Below are 16,957 nucleotides of genomic sequence, written 5' to 3' on the forward strand. Positions count from 1 at the left end.
TATGTTAGTACAACCAGCTGAATTAACCTCTGAGTTATATCAGGAAATCATAGACGAAATTACCCGGTCAAACCAAAATGAAGTAATTACGCAAATAAAAGCTGCGGAAGATTTTTGTAAATCCTATTTGTTTAAATTCGATTTAAAAGCTCTTTTTGGCGATGATAATGTCGTGCCGGTTGTTGGTCCAACGGTAGTTGATGAAAATCTAAAGAAAACAGTCAAAATCATTGCTTCATACTGGTTAGTTAGAAAAAACAATCCTGCTGTAAGCCTAGACCTTTTTCGGGAGGATTGGGAGCTTATGATTGGAACTAAAGACGAACCGGGATGGCTAACTCAAATCAAAGAGGGCTACCTAGTTCCTGAGTGGCCATATAAACCCGATGACCCATCAACTCCCGATGTTGACGAGAGTGCAAATACACAGGTAAGTTGGAACAGTAACACAAAAAGAACTAATCATTTTTAGCGATGAGTGAAGAAAAAAAAGAGCCTACAATTGTAGTACAGGATATAACATTAGTTGCTCCTAATCGGGAGTCGAAAGATATTGGCAAATTAAAATCTGCCATTGTTCATGCTGAGGCAATTCATTATCCAAACAGGGTACAACTTTATGATTTATATCATGACGTTGTTTCGCTTGACGGACACCTACAGGGAATTATTGAAAAGAGAATTGATTCTGTTCTCAATAAAGATTTAAAATTCATTGATAAGTCAGGTAAAGAAAATGAAGCTTTAACTGAGCTTATGGATAGCAAACCCGGACGTGATTTAATTAAAAAAATCATTGAAAGTAAATTGTGGGGAATCTCCGGTGTTGAGTTTATTGTTGGTGAAAACTTCAAATTTGAGGACATTGATCGTAAACACATCAAGCCCGAAAAAGGCGTTATTACACGCTCGCAATATAGCACTGTAGAAAATGAATCTTTTAAAATTGATGAACTGCCTTTTGTGTGGGTCATTGGCGATAAAAAGGATTTAGGGAAGCTTTTAGCCTGTTCGATGTATGCAATATTCAAACGTGGCAACTTTGCCGATTGGGCTCAATATGTTGAAATATTTGGGCAACCGGTCCGCATTATCTATTATGATGCTTTTGACACCAAAACCCGAACAGAGCTTAAACAGATTTTAGATGAAAGCGGCTCATCGTTAGCGATGATGATTCCGAAGCAAGCGGAGTTTCAAATGTTGGACGGCAAAACCTCAAACGGTGACGGACAGCTTCAGGAGCGATTTAAAGAGGCCTGTAACGCTGAAATGTCAATCGCCATCTTAGGTAATACCGAAACAACATCGAGCTCCAAGAGCTCCGGCTATGCTCAATCAAAAGAGCACGGAGATCAACAGGACGAAATCACTCGAAGCGACATGAAGTTTGTTGCTAATATGTTGAACTCTCCTAAGTTTTTAAACATCCTGAAAAGCTATGGTTTTGATATTAATGGTAAGTTTTATTATGAAGATGAAATCGACATTAATAAACTTAAAATTAAATTAGAGATTGATAAAGTTGTTTCTGAAAAAGTGCCTGTAAGTGATGACTATTGGTATGATACATACAGCATCCCAAAGCCTGACAATTATGAAGTGTTAAAGGCTCAAATGGAAGAGAAAAAAAACAAAGCACTTGAAGTGGAACAGGAGCAAAAAAAACTCGAAAAAAACCCGGATAAAAAAGGAAAGCTTTCGGAAACTAAAAAGAAAAATTTAGTTGACCGGGTTGCTCAAACGATTGCCGATTTTTTCGACCAAGCCCTACCATCGTAGGGCGGTTAAATGACTTATACAGCAATCCTATTTGTTGTGGCGATCATGAGCTTGAAGATTTAGCCGATAAAGGTATTGATTGGGATGCCATTTATGATGCCATCACAAAACAACTGTTGGAAACCGACGAGAATTTCAACTTTGATTTATATCAAGCAACAGCGGAGCAATTAGTCAAAGCCATGAGTTCAGGGTTGCAATTTGCTTCAACAATTGAAGAGGAACAAATGATTAAGCTTCAGCAAGCTTTACGAGTCAATTTGTTTGAATTTGCCGCTGCCAAAACAACAACGCAAATGGAACACTACCGGTCTTTAATGATGAATCAAAAAAAGGAAATCATTTCTTTTCCATCATTTAGAAAGATTGTAGCCAATGAAGGTGAAGTGTTTAATAATGCGTATTTAAAAACGGAATACAATCTCACGAAACAAGCCTCATTGATGGCTGTTAAGTGGCAAGAGCTTGACGCTGAATATTTGCAATTTTCAACGGTTGGCGATGACCGAGTGCGACCAGAACACAAACTGTTTGATAAGTTCACCGCAAAAAAAACAGATCCAATTTGGAAACGTTTATACACTCCATTGGATTGGGGATGCCGTTGCACTATCATTCCGGGTAAAGAAAGTCAAGTTAGCAAAAAGTATAACTCGGAGTGGGCAAACAAGATGGTTGATCCTTTGGTGAAAGGTAAAATATTTGATAACAATGTAGGTATAACATTAGAAATTTTTAATAATAGCCATCCATATTTTAAGACCACAAGTAAAGCCAATAAGAAAGATACTGCCAAGCCGGCTTTAATTGAAAGCGAACTGAAAACAACGCTTGATGTAAGCAACACTATAGGAAAGTTTTCAGTACTTTTTCCTGAGTTTTTTGCACGTGGGTTTAAATTTCTTGCGGTTGGTAGAAAAAAGAATACTAATGGATATACAGATATGAATGGTGCCGTTTATCTAACAAAGGAAAGACTTGACTTGGTTAAAGATGGCTTAAACAATATTAAAGTAAATAATCCAACCACTTACAAACAAGAGGATGCAATTTCAACATTACATCATGAATTGTGGCACAATGCAAATAAGCCGGGCAATCTTAGAATGACCAAAGACCAAACGCTTTCTATGGAGTTGGCTAACGAATATGTAAGTAGAAAAACGCTTCCTCAATTTATGAACAAACTTGGTGGTAAATTACAAAATTCTGAGTTGGTTAATAATAGGGTTTCAACTGGTTACAACCGGATGGTTAAAAACTATGATAGGCTAATTGACTGGATGGAACTAGACAGAGCGGAGCACTTGGAAAGCGTAAAAAATTATTTAATAAATGGTAGGTATACTGAACAAATGACCGGGTTAACTGATTACATGGTTAAAAACAACAAATTTGGATTGTCTGAAGCAACAGTTTATTCTTTGGTAAGATATTCGAAAAGTATGACAAAGGAATCGTTTGAAAGTCTATTGAAAAGTAATGAAAAACTACTCGTTAAAAAATGATGCTAATTCGTTTTTATAAAGCTCGTTAAGTTTGTTGATTAGCTCAGTCTTTTGAAAAGTTTCGGCATAATCAAACATATCAAAAACACGGCTCTCAGAAGTCGAGAGTTCTAAATAAGCGTCTTTATCGTCAACACCTAACTCAACCGATAAGAATTTTTTTAAATATTCTGCATCGCTAGTTAAGTCAAAAACGTTAGCCGTTCTTAAATCAACACCTTGATATGTAAATTGATTCATTTCCATGATGTTGCAAATATATAAACTTTTTTAATATGACACCCGAACAATTTCAAGTTTTATTAAAAACGAAAGCAAAAGAGATTGACCAATATGCCAAAATGGAATTTCCAAAAAAAGCGGCAAACACAGCCATGCGTTTTATTGATGGCAATTTTAGAGCACAGGGATATCAGGGCAGAAACTTTAATCGATGGAAAAAAAATAAAAGAGGCGGAACCGTATTGGTTGACAGTGGAGCTTTGAGGGCTGCAACTTCATACAACTTGCAACCCGGACAGGCAATTATCTTTAATAGGATGGCTTACGCAAAAGCACACAACGAGGGATTTAAAGGAAATGTTACTGTTAAACAACATACACGAAATCGATATACAAAAACAAGAGTTGGCACAGGAAAGCCAACTAAAACTGGAAAAGAGCGAATGCAAACCGTGACAGCCAAAACAGGACAAAGCGTGGTAAAAAGCCACATTAGAAGTGTAAACATACCACAACGGCAATTTATGCCAATCACGAGCTATGATAGCCCTGTGTTGAACAAAGCCGTTATTAGAACCGTAAGCAATGACTTAACTAAATTATTACCATCATGAGCTTTTTTAAACAGTTTTTTTTAGATCTGCAGGAACATTTAAAAGTCACTGTTCCTGAGGTTCGATTCATTGACCAGAACTTAGGACAGTGGGGAGACGAAAATTTTAGGTCTTCAGTATCATTTCCGGCAATATTGATTGACTTTCCTAATACATCTTATAGCGAAATTGCTAACGGATCACAATTAGGGCTCGCTAACATTGAGTTAACATTAATGTTTAATACCGGAAGTCAATCGTACAACTTAGCAACACTCCCAGTAAAGGAAAAGGCTTTAGAATATTTGAAATTAGAAAATAAGCTTATTGCTAATTTGCAAAAGTGGCAAATGAACTATTTTACACCTTTGGTTCGCACAAGTGCACTTGGTAAAAACAAAAATGAAATAGGTCTTCGAATACGAGAGCTTAATTTTACAACCAGTTTTGAAGAGTATTTGGAAGATGAAACCGAACAGGAAACCGAGTTCACATTTAGCCTTACCGGGCAAATTATGCAAACAGATTAAGTTGATTTGTAGGAGCTTCTTTTTTGAGCGGACGTCCTTTTATATTCATCCATTGGCGATAAGACAAATGAATATTGTGACGTGGAAATTCACGGCGAATTATTTCGGTATCAGGTATGTCAGGGGTTTTCAAACTGCGATACAGCTTGATGACTTCATTCACCCATTTGTTATAGTTATTACTATTGTACGACATGTAGCAAATATAGGTAGTACGATTTAATGTTGCAAATCAAGTTTTTAGGCATAAAAAAACCCGCTCATTGGCGGGTTACCCGTTTTTCAGAATGTGAGTTTATCTGGTATTGGCTTCTATACTCTGACGTGTTTACGTACGGAAAAGACTAGCAAATTAATGCGGGCAACTAGCAACCTTTCCCAACATTCCTATTTTTTCTTATTCCACCTTAACATCGTAAAGGTTGCCTTCCATATCTATTCTACAGTAGATAGATTCTTTTACAGTAGCGTGATAAGCGTTTTTTGCTCTGTAAAGTGTTTTTACATTAAATGTACTATCGGCGTTCATATTAACAAGCCATGTTTTTTCTATTTCTAGGCTTGATGGGTCGTTCAAGTTTTCCTTGAGATATTTTTTTACCGGTTTGTAAAATCCAAAAACGCTATTAAAGTGCTTTTGATTAAACTGCTCTTCATAGGTTAAAACCTTTGGAGCTTCTTTTGGTTCTAATTTTTCAGCCGCTTTTTGTTTTGATTCGTTGTACATTCCGAATAATAATAGTGCCACTACAACAACACCAATTATAAGCCATTTTTTTGTTTTCATGATGTGTATAAATTAGTTAATAGTCAAATATAAAATAATCAAAGCAATAACTCCTATTGCAAGCCCGATAATTAGGCCATAAGTAAAAGAAACTTTCTTTTCGGTAAGCATTAAGCCTTTTAGTTCTTGATCCATAGTGCAAATGTATTAGGTTGGTTTTTTAGTTTTTTACGGATTTCCGTAATTATGTAAATTCTAAATGTTCAAATTCTTTAACAATCTTGGTAGTAAATGGAAAATCCTCTTTTTTTACCTCTTGAATCATTTGCATTAAAATTGTTGAGCCTGTAAAAACTATATGTTTAACGCCCGATTTTTCAATTTGCATGGTTAAAAGTTTAGTGTCCTTTTTTACTTTTGATTCTTCAATTTTATAATCAATTACCTTGATTTCTGTGTTTAATATTCTTTCTATTTTAATTTTATCGCCTGTGAAAGTTGATAATTTGGGCTTTATTCCAAAGCTATTAAATTGATTCATTTGGTAATATTTTCTTTAATAAATGTTTTGAATTGCAATGTATTGCCCAACCATTATAGGCGGCAATTGTTGCTTTGTTTTTTGATTTTGATACTGCTTTTGCAAATCGTTTTTTTATTGATTTACGCAGTAAGGTGTGCGTGTGATAAAATACATAACCTACAAAATCAATTCCTCTTTTCTCAACCGGAAAAACTTGGTAGTTATCTTTTACTTCAAGTTTTAAATTGTCTTTTAAATTGGTTTTAATCTGTGATAATGTTTGATGTAAATGCGGTTTGTTACCTGAAAGAATTACAATGTCATCAGCATATCTGAAGTAATATTTAATCGATAAATCTTCCTTTATCCAGTGATCGAAATATGTTAGATAAAAATTTGCTAGGTATTGGCTTAAATAGTTACCAATTGGCAGACCTTCCGCACTATCAATAATTTCATCTAATAGCCAAAGCAAGTCATTATCCTTAAACTTTCTCCGAAGTAATTGCTTTAAAATATCATGGTCAACATTAGGATAAAACTTTACAATGTCGAGCTTCAAACAGTATCTTGTATTCTCACGATCTAATAATGCTTTTTTAACTCCATTGGCTGCCGCATGAATGCCTTTTCTTTTTATGCATGCAAAAGTATCATTGGTAAAAACTTTTACAAAAATGGGCTCCAAAATGTTCATTATAGCGTGATGGGTGATTCTGTCCGGAAAGTATGGAAGTTTAAATACTATTCTTTCTTTCGGCTCAAAAACTGTGAAGACAGTGTATGGTGAAGTTTGGTAAGTTTTGTTTAAAAGCATTTCGTGTAGTTTGAATAAGTTGCTCTCAGCCTCCTTATCAAAAAGCTTCACTCCATACTGATTAACTTTTCCTTTGCGTGCTTTTGATTCCGCAATTCTTAGGTTCTCAAGTGATATGATTTGATCGTAAATATTATTTATACGCTTCATGCTTTGCTTATTTTGGCTCGCTTTCAATTGCTTTACTAACGAACCTATTAATTTTGTTATTTTTTGCCATGTTGGCAGGGTCTATGGTGTTTTTATTTTAAGCTCAGGTGAGAGCTGGCATTCGAATTCGTGTTCCAATTATCGTAGTCGTTGTACGAGAACCTGACACCCGAAGGAGAACTACAGCAACGACACCATACGACCTTTTTAGTTTATTCTATTACAAAGTATTCTTTGTACAAGCTCTCAAACTGTTTACCCGCATATTCTGCTAACTCGCTTGACTTAAAGCAAAGGCGAGAGCCGGCAAACGAATTCGTGTACCAAGCATCGCAGCCGTTGAACGAGAACCCGACACCCGAAGGAGAACCCATTTCGAACCAAGGATAGTATTTGTCCCATTTACCATTTGTCCAATCAGGAGTCCAGCCTTCATTTAATGCCTTGGCAATTATGACAATTTTATAATATGCGATAAGCGGTTTTTGGAATTCCTCCGGAATTGCCGAAAAATCAGGAAGAGTTGTCTCAATTCCTAACGCCAAACAGGCGTCTTCAAAAGTTTTAATTTCGTTCATGTTATGTGTAATTAAGCTGTTAAAAAATCTTTGTAAATGCTTTCAAATAATTGTCCGGCGTGTATTGCCAAATCCTTAGATTTAAAGCAAAGGCGAGAGCCGGCAGCCGAATACGAGTACCAATAATCGCAGTCGCCGAACGAGAACCCGACACCCGAAGGAGAACCCATCTTAAACCAAGGATAGTATTTGTACTCATTGCCATTTGTCCAGTCAGGAGTCCAACCCTCATTAAATGCTTTGACAATTTGCTTTACTTTTCGGTAGGCTATTTCGTCAAGAGGAAGACCTTCTAACTCTTTGTTGAAATTGGAAGCTTCGATTCCGTTTTCTTTTAAAACGTCTTCAAACGTTAGAATTCGCTCCTTGATGCTTTTTGGAAGTGGGATAAAATTCACCTCTCCGGTTGATTCGTTGAAGGATCCTATTTTGAAACCTTCAGGGATGTTAATTTTGAGTGTGTTCATATAAATTGATTTTAAATTTAATATTCGTCGTTATATCTTTTTTGGTTCAACCAAGTCACTAAGTGAGCTTTGGCTTGACCGGTTAAATTCAAATGCCGTTGATAGTTTTTATAATTCAGAAAACATTTGATTCTGTCGGCTTCGTTTAGTTTGTTCCATGCCTTTTCGGAGTTTTCACGTTTTACTTTTAGATCCCAAATTTTCCAAAATGATTCAAAAGACAAATCGGCGATGAACTTTTCAACTGTAAAAACCTTTTTATAGTTGTCATTGGTGGACCACCTTTTAATGAGTTGCTCATTGGCCGGGAATCGTTCGCTGTATAACCAAATCATCTGTTCATTTGTGAGTTCACCCTCTTCGATTTTAAACTCTCTTAAATTGCCCTTTAAATCGTATTTAAACAGCAGTACAAGTCCGATTGTCTTTCCGGTTGCCCTGTAAGTGGTAAGCGATTCCATTATCCCAAAATTTCGGGTTCCTCTTCCACATTCTCAAGCTCGTAATAAATATCGATGTTGTGATCCAATGCGTGTTGAAGTTCGAGCAATGCACCCGGAGAGTCAACAGAACAGGCGAGCATATAAATGGCCTCACAGTTTGTGAGAGCTTCGAGGCATTTTTCCATTGCAGCGTGCCACTCTTCCATTGGGTTGTTGATTAGCTTTACAGGATTGACAACGATTTGCCAACCTTGATCTAAAAGCATTGTTTCGGCAGCTTGAAATTTTTCTTCTACTTCCTGATATTCTAAACCGGTTACTTTGCCGGCAACGTAAATTGATGTTTTCATACGAGTTGTTTGTTTATGGTTGAAATGATTAATTGAACTACGTTGCGATCATATTCTGAAAGTGCTCTTTGCTGTGCTATCTGCAAGAACTTTTCTAACATAAAAGCTTGATAGTATGTGAAGTTAAATGAGTGCTTTTTTTTGGCATTAAATAGGTTAGTTGAAGCCGTTACTTCTAAATACTTTTTTTGAAGTTTCAGGATGATTTCATTCAAAATTGACCAAGTGAATTTCTCTTCTTTGGTTTGAATTTGTGTTTGTCCTGAATTTTGAAAACAGTATATCAATGTTGATAGCTGCTTTGCTGAGAGTTTAAGTTGTAGTTTCATTTTATAATTGATATAACTTCTAAAGTAAAATAAGTGTCTAGAGTAGCGTTTGACCATTGCCAGCCATTACTTGTATCTTTGGTTTTTATTCTTCTGATTAGATGCTGTTCTATGCTTCCATCAGCTTTTCTGCATTTTGCAAGGACGATCTTGTTTATTTCAGGCAACTGTTCTATTTTCATCAGCACTCAATTTTAGGCTTAGTCAATATCTTTTTGCACTCTTCACATTGTTCAACTGTGGTTTCACAAGTTCCAAGCGTGCACAGTACTTTAACCTCCACAACATCATGAGGACAAATCTCTTCAATGCTGTAATTCTGTTCTTTATCAAACTTTGCTTTTGCATCTGCAAAACCGCATTTATAGGAGTTTTTGTCAACCGCTCTAATTATTAAAACAAATGCTATTGCTGTTAAAATTATTTCCATCTTACTTATATTTTGATTTTACAATTCCTTTAAAACACTGGATAAGTTTTGGCATTTCGTTCAAGTCATCATATTGCATTAGTGGCTTTGCCAGTGGACATTTATTTGATTTTAGAAAAGTGTCTAACCTTAATAAATCCGGCACTTCTTTTCCGTTTTTTATGATCGTCCAACCGGCTTGATACATTAATGATAAAATGTTGCGATGCTTTTTGTTGTTCTTATCAAACACAGCCCAATTATCGGGCACGTGTGGCTTTAATTTCAACATTTCGAGTATCTTATTCGCCTGTTCAAAAGACAGGTCGTTTGTGGACCTCTTTTGCGTGTCGCCGGTTGCCCATTGCACCCATTCCTCTTTTATTTCTTTGTTGGGTGTGTTAATAGCGATGAGCTGCTTTTGTTCTTTAGTTGCTTCCATGACTATTAATCAATAAGTTCTAAGTAACCACACCAAATGTTTCTAATCACAACACCGGTTGTATCGCAGGTAATGTTTAAATGAAGTTTTGTAGAACCTCTTCCGTTGATAGTGATGGTGGAACCCTTTTCTATTTCTTCACCGCTTAGGTTATTTAACTTTGCGAGTGTGGTTGCTTTTTTGTCGTTAAAAAAGCTTTTGCCTTTACTGATTGCGTATGAATCTGTTATAATTCTTCCCATGTTTTTGTTGTTGTTTTAAATTTGCTCCCGGTAAAGGATTCGAACCTAAATTTATACGTGCCTCCAAGCTGTGATCGTATAAACCTCCCAATGAGACCGGGTCACCTCCCTAACTAAACGTCCTGTGTGGTATTATGGAGTTTTTGGAATATAATTTCTAGTACTCTTCTAAAATGAAGTAGAAAAATAATGCTGCCAATCATGAAAAATGTTCCCACGAAAAAGAGGCAGAACACTAATGCAAGTGTCATTAAATTATCAATCGTTTGTGGATCCATAATTACTTAATGCTAAATGAAAATTCTATTCTTTTGGAAATGCCATTTTCTTGAGTAACTAATTTGTAGCCACGTGCATACATACTGGTTCTAATATCGATTAGTGCCTCATCAATGATATTCATGCCTTCGTTAAACAAATCACTATTAGCACGACCTCTCATCGTATTTAATTCACGAACTTTTTTAGGGTTATAATTGCCTTGAACATCTGTTTTTAAAGCAATATTCAGGAATTCCATTAATAGCTTTTCGTTTTCGTTTTCACCAGCCAATGATGCCATAAATTCTTTTATTTTTTGAATTCCGGCTGCTTCTGTTCCGTCAAATGTTGGCTTTACATTCCAACCAATTTTAATTGATGCCGAACCATCCTTTTTGGTTAAGGTGTGAGAATCTTGCTCTTTTTTCTCAACTCCGAAGGTTTCACCTCTTGCTGAGATTATCGCATCGGCTTCTTTGAATAACTTTAAAATTGATTCTTCTACATTTTCCTGAGAGCTAACAAAAAAATCAACGTTGTTGTCGATAACTTCCTCAGTTAATAACTGTAAATTTTCTTTGTTTTTTTTGATGGCTTCCTTTTCTCTTCGGTCATCTTCTTTCAGCTGTTTTTGCAACTCGATTCGTTGTTCTTTACTTAAATTTTTTAAGTCTACTGCTTCTGTTGTTGTTTCCATTTTTGAATTGTTATTTGTTACTAAAATTGGTTCTATTACTTCGATGTCTCGTGCATCAATTGGTTCAATGAAATTTGTCATTATGGTAAATATTTGATGTTATCCTTGATATATTGAATTCGCTCTTCTATGTGATCAGGAACTTTATACTCTCTAATTCCGTCCTCTTCGCTGTTGGTTAATTGAGAGAATAAAGCTCCACGTTCTTGGTTGATTAAGATTCGCTCTCCATCAGAGAAAATAAAGTCACGTCCTTTGGAAAGTTCTTGCTGAAAAGAGCAGTAATAAAGTGCGTTAAATAGCATTTCCAACCGCTGGTTAATTATGTGAGAGTCGGGGTGTGGTATTGTAATTTTCATTAATTATAAGGGATTGATGGGTTTATGATTTCAACTTTTTTCAGTTCATCTAACAATGCGGATGGATGCCGTGCAAAAATTCGGGCGGTTACACTTGCATATAAAGTCCTTTTTTCCTTCAAGTCACCTTGAGAAAGATCTAGCATGCTGATGGCTTCTTTTTCTAATTTTTGGAACTCGTTGCGATACCAAAGTGAAACTGATCTGTTTGCCAAAACATTTTGATAATACAAGTTGAACCTAATGGAAAGATCCAAACAGTATCTCATGTATGTTTCAAAGTAGCTATTTTCAAATTCTACTTCGTCAATTCGAAGATGATGAAGTAATGCAAGTTGTGTATTCATAATTATTCCTTTTTGTTGTTAGTTCCTGTTACTTTTTCTATTCCTTCCTGCCATATTACAAAGCTTCCGCCGTTGGGTCCTATAGTTCTACCTTTACAGCTCGCTAAGTAGGCATTGCAGTATATTTTCATTTTGGCGTTGTACATGATGTCCTTTTCAAGTTCTGAGCGTGGTTTGCTACCTTCCGCGTGTCCGGTTATCAAAATCAGCTTTCTACCTTTGTACTTTTTTACAAATTCCATGTACTGGGCTTTGTCTTTAAAAAAGTAGGTTGCTGAGTCGATGATGACAATCTTTGGCGAATTGGCTTTGTCTAAAAACTTGCACAACTGTTCGTAGTTGTAAGAAGCTCCAAAGTAGTAGCCGTTTATTTCACTCATTTTCACTATTTCATCAACACGCTGCACATATTCGCTGTCGTCCGTTTCCTCTTCACATACATTGTGAATTATCTTTTCACTTAGCACTTGGCTCATTTCTTTTGCCACTTGCATCACATTAACCGATTTGCCACTTCCGGAGGTTCCCCAAAAAAACCAAATTCCTTTATCTTGTGGATTTCCGAAAGCTTGGTAAAATGCATTTCTAAAAGCAATCCGGTTAATCTTTTGGTTAACTATGTTCCCAACATTGAGAACTTTTTTTAGCTTTTCTACCATAACATGTCGCCTGATGGTAAGTTCAACACTTTGCGAACTAGTTCCATTGAAAGCGGCACGTTTAATCTATCAGCTTCACGCGTTGCCGGAACGAGCATATCGTGAAGCTCTCCGTAATTGTCGCAATTTCTCAAGATGAATTTTTTTAACTCTGTATCTTCGATGTCGTCAACGAATATTCCGAAACTGCGGTCTATTGATGGCAGAACCCGAAGTCCTAACTTAATTCTGCGGTGAAATTGTGGGATGCCCGGACGGTTACGTTTTTTAAGCTTTTCAACATTTTGAACAAACTGATCTGTTCCCACAAAAACCATTGAGCAGAATTCGTGCATATAGTCATGAAGTTCTTTCATTGCACAAATGGCAGGTTGTCTCATAAATTCCGCTTCATCAAAAATTATCATTGGTTTGTAGCCATCAAACTTCAATTCACGCATTTTAAAACCTATCCATCTAAGGCGTGTAGATTTTGACTTACCTACATTAAGCTTTAACTTATCGGCAATTTTTTCGATTAAATCGGCTAATGAATCGGAAGCTCCAACTGTAATTAAAAACACATCCAACGGATTACGCTGTGCAAATAAATTGGCTGTGTAGCTTTTTCCGCTTCCTGTTTGACCGATAATGGTTAAGGTTTGGTGATTCTCTTTTGCTTCTGATAAATTGGCTAAAATGGCTGATGTTTGAGCCGTTGGTTGCGTGGTCCAGTATTCCTTTTCGGTTGAATAGCCGATAAATTGTGCCAACGCATTAAAATGACGTGGGTTTATAAATCCTTCAGCTCCTTTTCCGGCACTATACATAAAGTTGCTCTCCGGCTTGAGCATTATGCTTAAATATTCTTTTCTAACACCCGCTTTTGTGGCTAAATCGGATTGTGAGATACTGTGTTTGTCCATATAGGCAACAACAGCTGAGATAATTTCTTTTTTTACGGTTAAGTCCATTATAGGTAGTCGTTAAGGTTAATTTTTTCTTTGTTGTATTGGTTTATTTGTTCGGCAAAACTTGTTTCGGTGTCTTTTTCGATTTTTAAGGTTTGAGCTTCAAAAACTTCTTTAGCGGGTTGTGCTAATCGGTTCGATGACTTAATGTCTTTATGTTGTCCGTTAGAGTTAACCAGTAAGTGTTTAGCCAGTGTGTCATTAAGCTGTGGATTTTCGCTAAAGAACTGTTCATTTAATTGAGCCGTTTCTTTCACGCGATCTGTGATGTAATCAGTAAGCAGATTATTGTAATTTTTAACCTCTTGAAGCTTCAAGGCGTCGCCTTCTTTTCGGTCTGCCAATGCCATTGGTTGAATGTATTTTTGTTCGAGAACAAACTCATATGTTCCAACGATTTCCTCCAACTTTCCGTTTTTAGATTTGGCATTGGTAACAAGCACTTGACTTAAATCTTGCGGATCATAGAAAACAGCCCAATCTTGGTGTGATTGTTTTCTGAAATTAGGTTCAAAGCTGTCAAAACAAAGTTTTTGACCTCCCAACGTTACGTTTAATCCGCTGCCTTCTAATCTGTTTGTGTGGGTTGACACTTCGCCTAAGTAGCGAAGGTAAACCGGCAATTGAAGCTCGCTTTTAAATTCGATTGAAATGCTATTGAAAGCCTTTTTAAACTCAGGTTGTTTTTTTGAACGCTCCTGTTCTATAATTGAAACAAGTTGTTGGTAACAACCGTATTGATCAGGGAACTGATGTCTAATTTTATTTAAAAACTCTGAATTAGGTTGATTGGCAGAACCTGAGTTCACGTTATGACCTGACCAGTTGTCAAAAAGCTTGCAATATTGCTTGTTAATCGTATTGAAATAAGGCTCAATTACTTTGGCTTTCGAGTTTTTTACTTTGGCAGGGGTGAAATGTTGCGAAACGGCTTCGTAAAGCGGTTTTAATTTTGAAATACTGTAGTTATCACTTTGTAGCTGATATGGTCGGAAATAGCCGCCAAATAACTCATAAACGTGCTGATAGGCATTTCTTAAAGCTTCTTTTATAAGCTCAGGTGTTTCGTGGGTTCCAATTGCATAGCCAACTGGGTATTTGTTGAATGGATCTAACACAACAACCATTGTTAAGCGGTTGTGATAGGTGGTGGTTGCATAGCCTTTTTTATCTGTAACCGATTTTTGGTATAAAAGCTCAGCATCCCAACCGTCAAGTGTCCAGTATAACATTGAGCCACTTGGAGCTTGGCGTTTGTTTTGCATCAAAATATTGTTTGACAATGCTGATGCTCCATTTCGTCCTGCATAAACCACAAGATTTGCCTCTTCTTTTCTGTTGGCTACAGTTTGAGCAGTGATTGACTGCCAATTTACCTCTTCCGCTACAGCGTTATAAATGGTTGCAATTGTGGTGTTGCCTAAGTTGGTATGTTTCATCAAAAGGCTATCGAGTAGAGCCAATTGTTTATCTTCTTTCAGTTTGGATGCGTTTTGGTTTTGCAGACGTCCGGAAACTAAACCGGCATAACCATCCTCTAAATATTTATTAATGGTAATTCTCAAACCTCTTGGTGTTGCAGGTAGATTGTGCTCCACTTCGCGGAACGCATTCACATCATTTGATAATGTTTCCCAAATATTGAGCTTTTGAGCTCCTAAAGCTCGTGCGTAATTTTTACGGTTTTCTTTCAGCTTCAACACGGCGTTTAAAACTGATGCGTTGTAAGTGTAGGTTTCAATAAGTTTGAGGTCAAGCTTACGATTGTCATCACCGTAACGGTAAGCACAGTAAAAATCGAATGCTTTTCGGTCCGCTTCATAATGTTGAGCAAACCATGATTTTTTAATTTCTGTTTTGGGAGATCCAAAAGCAATAGTTAGGGTGTCTTTCCACTCACGAGATAGCGAGTTATAATCAATAAGTGCATCATAGTTTAACGAGGCACGGCGAAGTTGTGATTCCGGGCAGTTGTTGGAGCGACATCTTTGGTTGATTGCTTTATAACTGATAAGGCTAAGGCTTTTATCCTCCTTATCTCTGTCACAAATCAAATACTTGATTTTTACTCCAAGTTTGCCGTTATAATATTCGTATGGGGTCTCCATGTTATGCTTTTATATTTGTTCGGGAAAAGGAATTGAACCTTTCGCTTGTAGGCGGCGAACGCTGCTCCCGAGAAATTACTATATTTACCTTCTCACTTATAAATAATAGTAATGATGACTGAAATTCTTTTTAACTCAATAGTAGATGAACTTGATTTTGAATTGACCGCTATTCAAATAGAAAAGCTTAAAAAAGCCTGTGAAAAAGCGGTTAATGAAAATCCTACTTTAGCTCTTCCTGATTTGCAGACTGCTGCTCGGATTTATCTGAATCTGATTTTAGACTTTCCTGGATTGACTCTGTAGCTTTAACTAATGCTTCAGTTACTCTAAGAGCTAAATTGTCGGCATCCTCTTTACTTTTAATCTTGATAGACTTTACTAAATACTTGATGTTGATAATGATTGGTTGTGCCATAATTAAGCTGATTTTAGGGTTTTAGCGACCTCTTTTTCCATTTCCTTATAATCAGATTTAATCTTTGTGGAGGTTTCCGATTCTCTGTCGCCTCTGAGAGATTGTCCGATAAATTGGGTACTAACACCGTATTTTTCTTTTAATCTTTTAATAATTGCAGGGTTGTACTGATTGTAAGGTTTCTTTTTGTTATTTTTGTTCATTGTTGCTGATTGTTTCAAATTGTTTAGCAAATATATTCACATTATTTGAATTTCAAAACATAATATTCACATTTTTTGAATTTAATTTTAGTTTTATGGATAAATCATTGATATTAAACGACATAAAAAAGCACTTAGGTATAGTCTCAAACAAAGACTTTGCAGCTTTTTTGGGTATAAAGCCAACAACTCTATCAATGTGGTACAGTAGAAACATGTACGATATCGATTTATTATTCAAAAAATGTGAATTTTTAAATCCTGAATGGCTATTAACAGGAAAGGGTAAAATGTTGAAAAAAGTAACTTCACAAAACATGGTTAATGAACCTACAGAGGAATATATTCCACTTATTCCAATTGAAGCGATGGCAGGAAAAGGAAACGGCTCTTTTCAAATTCAAAAAAAGGATATTATTGACGGTTATTTGATTCCGGAGTTTTCGGAGCGTGGTGTAGAATATATCATTCGCGTTAGCGGATCTAGTATGTACCCAAAATATAGCAGTGGCGATTTGTTGGGATGCAAAACAATTAAAGATCTAACTTTTTTCCAGTGGGGAAAAGTTTATGTGCTCGATACAGATCAGGGACCAATGGTTAAACGCCTTTATCCGGTTGAAAGTAGCTGTGATATGTTGGAATGTAGATCTGACAATAAAGACTATCCTCCTTTCCCAATCAATAAAGAATCAATCTATAAAATAGCCATTGTCATTGGTGTTTTACGTCTTGAATAGGTTAGTTTATTGATTTTCAACATTATAAATATTTACTTTATATTATTACGGGGTGCAAAAACAGCGTTTTTTTATGCTTTTTTGCACTTTTTTTATCATTACG

27 protein-coding genes are annotated in these 16,957 nt (G+C 36.2%); 7 read left to right on the top strand and 20 right to left on the bottom strand.

The window, feature by feature from the left end; all coding sequences use genetic code 11:
- Position 1 precedes the first annotated feature (1 nt).
- From AC23MC_RS01425 to AC23MC_RS01435, 3 genes are all read left to right on the top strand, one after another.
- Positions 2 to 472 carry a hypothetical protein gene (locus AC23MC_RS01425; protein WP_487566648.1) on the top strand — a complete coding sequence of 157 codons (471 nt, stop codon included), beginning with the start codon at positions 2 to 4 and terminating at the stop codon, positions 470 to 472.
- Between the two features lie 2 nt (positions 473 to 474).
- Positions 475 to 1,782, top strand: a complete 1,308-nt coding sequence (locus AC23MC_RS01430) for a phage portal protein family protein (protein ID WP_487566649.1) — start codon at positions 475 to 477, stop codon at positions 1,780 to 1,782.
- Between the two features lie 227 nt (positions 1,783 to 2,009).
- Positions 2,010 to 3,290, top strand: coding sequence for a phage head morphogenesis protein (locus tag AC23MC_RS01435; RefSeq protein ID WP_487566650.1), 1,281 nt, complete (start codon positions 2,010 to 2,012; stop codon positions 3,288 to 3,290).
- Here the strand turns inward: AC23MC_RS01435 and AC23MC_RS01440 are convergent.
- Positions 3,273 to 3,530 carry a hypothetical protein gene (locus AC23MC_RS01440; RefSeq protein ID WP_487566651.1) on the bottom strand — a complete coding sequence of 86 codons (258 nt, stop codon included), beginning with the start codon at positions 3,528 to 3,530 and terminating at the stop codon, positions 3,273 to 3,275. The genes AC23MC_RS01435 and AC23MC_RS01440 overlap by 18 nt on opposite strands.
- A 35-nt stretch (positions 3,531 to 3,565) precedes the next feature.
- On the opposite strand from AC23MC_RS01440, the gene AC23MC_RS01445 reads away from it, so the two are divergent.
- A complete protein-coding gene (locus AC23MC_RS01445; protein WP_487566652.1) occupies positions 3,566 to 4,126 on the top strand; it encodes a hypothetical protein in 561 nt (186 codons plus the stop codon).
- Positions 4,123 to 4,635, top strand: a complete 513-nt coding sequence (locus AC23MC_RS01450; RefSeq protein WP_487566653.1) for a hypothetical protein — start codon at positions 4,123 to 4,125, stop codon at positions 4,633 to 4,635. Before AC23MC_RS01445 ends, AC23MC_RS01450 begins: the two co-directional genes overlap by 4 nt.
- Positions 4,636 to 5,032: 397 nt before the next feature.
- On the opposite strand, the gene AC23MC_RS01455 is transcribed toward AC23MC_RS01450, so the two are convergent.
- From AC23MC_RS01455 to AC23MC_RS01540, 18 genes are all read right to left on the bottom strand, one after another.
- Complete coding sequence (locus tag AC23MC_RS01455) at positions 5,033 to 5,422, bottom strand: hypothetical protein (RefSeq protein WP_487566654.1); 390 nt, start codon at positions 5,420 to 5,422, stop codon at positions 5,033 to 5,035.
- Between the two features lie 184 nt (positions 5,423 to 5,606).
- Positions 5,607 to 5,903: a hypothetical protein gene (locus AC23MC_RS01460; RefSeq protein WP_487566655.1), complete on the bottom strand. Its 297-nt coding sequence runs from the start codon at positions 5,901 to 5,903 to the stop codon at positions 5,607 to 5,609.
- The gene (locus AC23MC_RS01465) at positions 5,890 to 6,852 is read right to left on the bottom strand and encodes a reverse transcriptase domain-containing protein (RefSeq protein WP_487566656.1); all 963 of its coding nucleotides are present in this window, start codon (positions 6,850 to 6,852) and stop codon (positions 5,890 to 5,892) included. Before AC23MC_RS01465 ends, AC23MC_RS01460 begins: the two co-directional genes overlap by 14 nt.
- Positions 6,853 to 7,064: 212 nt before the next feature.
- The gene (locus AC23MC_RS01470; protein WP_487566657.1) at positions 7,065 to 7,430 is read right to left on the bottom strand and encodes a hypothetical protein; all 366 of its coding nucleotides are present in this window, start codon (positions 7,428 to 7,430) and stop codon (positions 7,065 to 7,067) included.
- 11 nt (positions 7,431 to 7,441) lie between these two features.
- Entirely contained in the window at positions 7,442 to 7,897 is a 456-nt protein-coding gene (locus AC23MC_RS01475; protein ID WP_487566658.1) for a hypothetical protein, read from the bottom strand.
- A 17-nt stretch (positions 7,898 to 7,914) separates the two neighbouring features.
- Entirely contained in the window at positions 7,915 to 8,358 is a 444-nt protein-coding gene (locus AC23MC_RS01480; protein WP_487566659.1) for a hypothetical protein, read from the bottom strand.
- Positions 8,358 to 8,690 (bottom strand): DUF4406 domain-containing protein, encoded by a 333-nt coding sequence (locus AC23MC_RS01485; RefSeq protein WP_487566660.1) that lies wholly within the window; start codon positions 8,688 to 8,690, stop codon positions 8,358 to 8,360. Before AC23MC_RS01485 ends, AC23MC_RS01480 begins: the two co-directional genes overlap by 1 nt.
- Positions 8,687 to 9,019: a hypothetical protein gene (locus AC23MC_RS01490; RefSeq protein WP_487566661.1), complete on the bottom strand. Its 333-nt coding sequence runs from the start codon at positions 9,017 to 9,019 to the stop codon at positions 8,687 to 8,689. Before AC23MC_RS01490 ends, AC23MC_RS01485 begins: the two co-directional genes overlap by 4 nt.
- Entirely contained in the window at positions 9,016 to 9,201 is a 186-nt protein-coding gene (locus AC23MC_RS01495) for a hypothetical protein (protein WP_487566662.1), read from the bottom strand. The genes AC23MC_RS01490 and AC23MC_RS01495 overlap by 4 nt, the downstream gene beginning before the upstream one ends.
- A complete protein-coding gene (locus AC23MC_RS01500; protein WP_487566663.1) occupies positions 9,201 to 9,449 on the bottom strand; it encodes a hypothetical protein in 249 nt (82 codons plus the stop codon). Before AC23MC_RS01500 ends, AC23MC_RS01495 begins: the two co-directional genes overlap by 1 nt.
- A gap of 1 nt (position 9,450) precedes the next feature.
- Entirely contained in the window at positions 9,451 to 9,870 is a 420-nt protein-coding gene (locus AC23MC_RS01505; RefSeq protein WP_487566664.1) for a hypothetical protein, read from the bottom strand.
- A 5-nt stretch (positions 9,871 to 9,875) separates the two neighbouring features.
- The gene (locus AC23MC_RS01510) at positions 9,876 to 10,112 is read right to left on the bottom strand and encodes a hypothetical protein (RefSeq protein ID WP_487566665.1); all 237 of its coding nucleotides are present in this window, start codon (positions 10,110 to 10,112) and stop codon (positions 9,876 to 9,878) included.
- Positions 10,113 to 10,392: 280 nt separating this feature from the next.
- Positions 10,393 to 11,151: a hypothetical protein gene (locus AC23MC_RS01515; protein ID WP_487566666.1), complete on the bottom strand. Its 759-nt coding sequence runs from the start codon at positions 11,149 to 11,151 to the stop codon at positions 10,393 to 10,395.
- Positions 11,151 to 11,375: a hypothetical protein gene (locus tag AC23MC_RS01520; RefSeq protein WP_487566667.1), complete on the bottom strand. Its 225-nt coding sequence runs from the start codon at positions 11,373 to 11,375 to the stop codon at positions 11,151 to 11,153. Before AC23MC_RS01520 ends, AC23MC_RS01515 begins: the two co-directional genes overlap by 1 nt.
- A gap of 53 nt (positions 11,376 to 11,428) precedes the next feature.
- Positions 11,429 to 11,776 (bottom strand): hypothetical protein, encoded by a 348-nt coding sequence (locus AC23MC_RS01525; protein ID WP_487566668.1) that lies wholly within the window; start codon positions 11,774 to 11,776, stop codon positions 11,429 to 11,431.
- 2 nt (positions 11,777 to 11,778) lie between these two features.
- Positions 11,779 to 12,435, bottom strand: coding sequence for an ATP-binding protein (locus AC23MC_RS01530; protein WP_487566669.1), 657 nt, complete (start codon positions 12,433 to 12,435; stop codon positions 11,779 to 11,781).
- The gene (locus AC23MC_RS01535; RefSeq protein ID WP_487566670.1) at positions 12,429 to 13,388 is read right to left on the bottom strand and encodes an AAA family ATPase; all 960 of its coding nucleotides are present in this window, start codon (positions 13,386 to 13,388) and stop codon (positions 12,429 to 12,431) included. The genes AC23MC_RS01530 and AC23MC_RS01535 overlap by 7 nt, the downstream gene beginning before the upstream one ends.
- Positions 13,388 to 15,493, bottom strand: coding sequence for a hypothetical protein (locus AC23MC_RS01540; RefSeq protein ID WP_487566671.1), 2,106 nt, complete (start codon positions 15,491 to 15,493; stop codon positions 13,388 to 13,390). The genes AC23MC_RS01535 and AC23MC_RS01540 overlap by 1 nt, the downstream gene beginning before the upstream one ends.
- A gap of 111 nt (positions 15,494 to 15,604) precedes the next feature.
- On the opposite strand from AC23MC_RS01540, the gene AC23MC_RS01545 reads away from it, so the two are divergent.
- A complete protein-coding gene (locus AC23MC_RS01545) occupies positions 15,605 to 15,799 on the top strand; it encodes a hypothetical protein (RefSeq protein ID WP_487566672.1) in 195 nt (64 codons plus the stop codon).
- Positions 15,800 to 15,913: 114 nt separating this feature from the next.
- On the opposite strand, the gene AC23MC_RS01550 is transcribed toward AC23MC_RS01545, so the two are convergent.
- On the bottom strand, positions 15,914 to 16,132 hold the full coding sequence (locus AC23MC_RS01550) for a hypothetical protein (protein WP_487566673.1): 219 nt from the start codon (positions 16,130 to 16,132) through the stop codon (positions 15,914 to 15,916).
- 179 nt (positions 16,133 to 16,311) lie between these two features.
- Here AC23MC_RS01550 and AC23MC_RS01555 point away from each other — a divergent pair, with 179 nt between their 5' ends.
- Positions 16,312 to 16,854 carry a S24 family peptidase gene (locus AC23MC_RS01555; RefSeq protein ID WP_487566674.1) on the top strand — a complete coding sequence of 181 codons (543 nt, stop codon included), beginning with the start codon at positions 16,312 to 16,314 and terminating at the stop codon, positions 16,852 to 16,854.
- The last annotated feature ends 103 nt before the right edge of the window (positions 16,855 to 16,957 follow it).

Source organism: Flavobacterium sp. T50_26 (genome assembly GCF_057652995.1).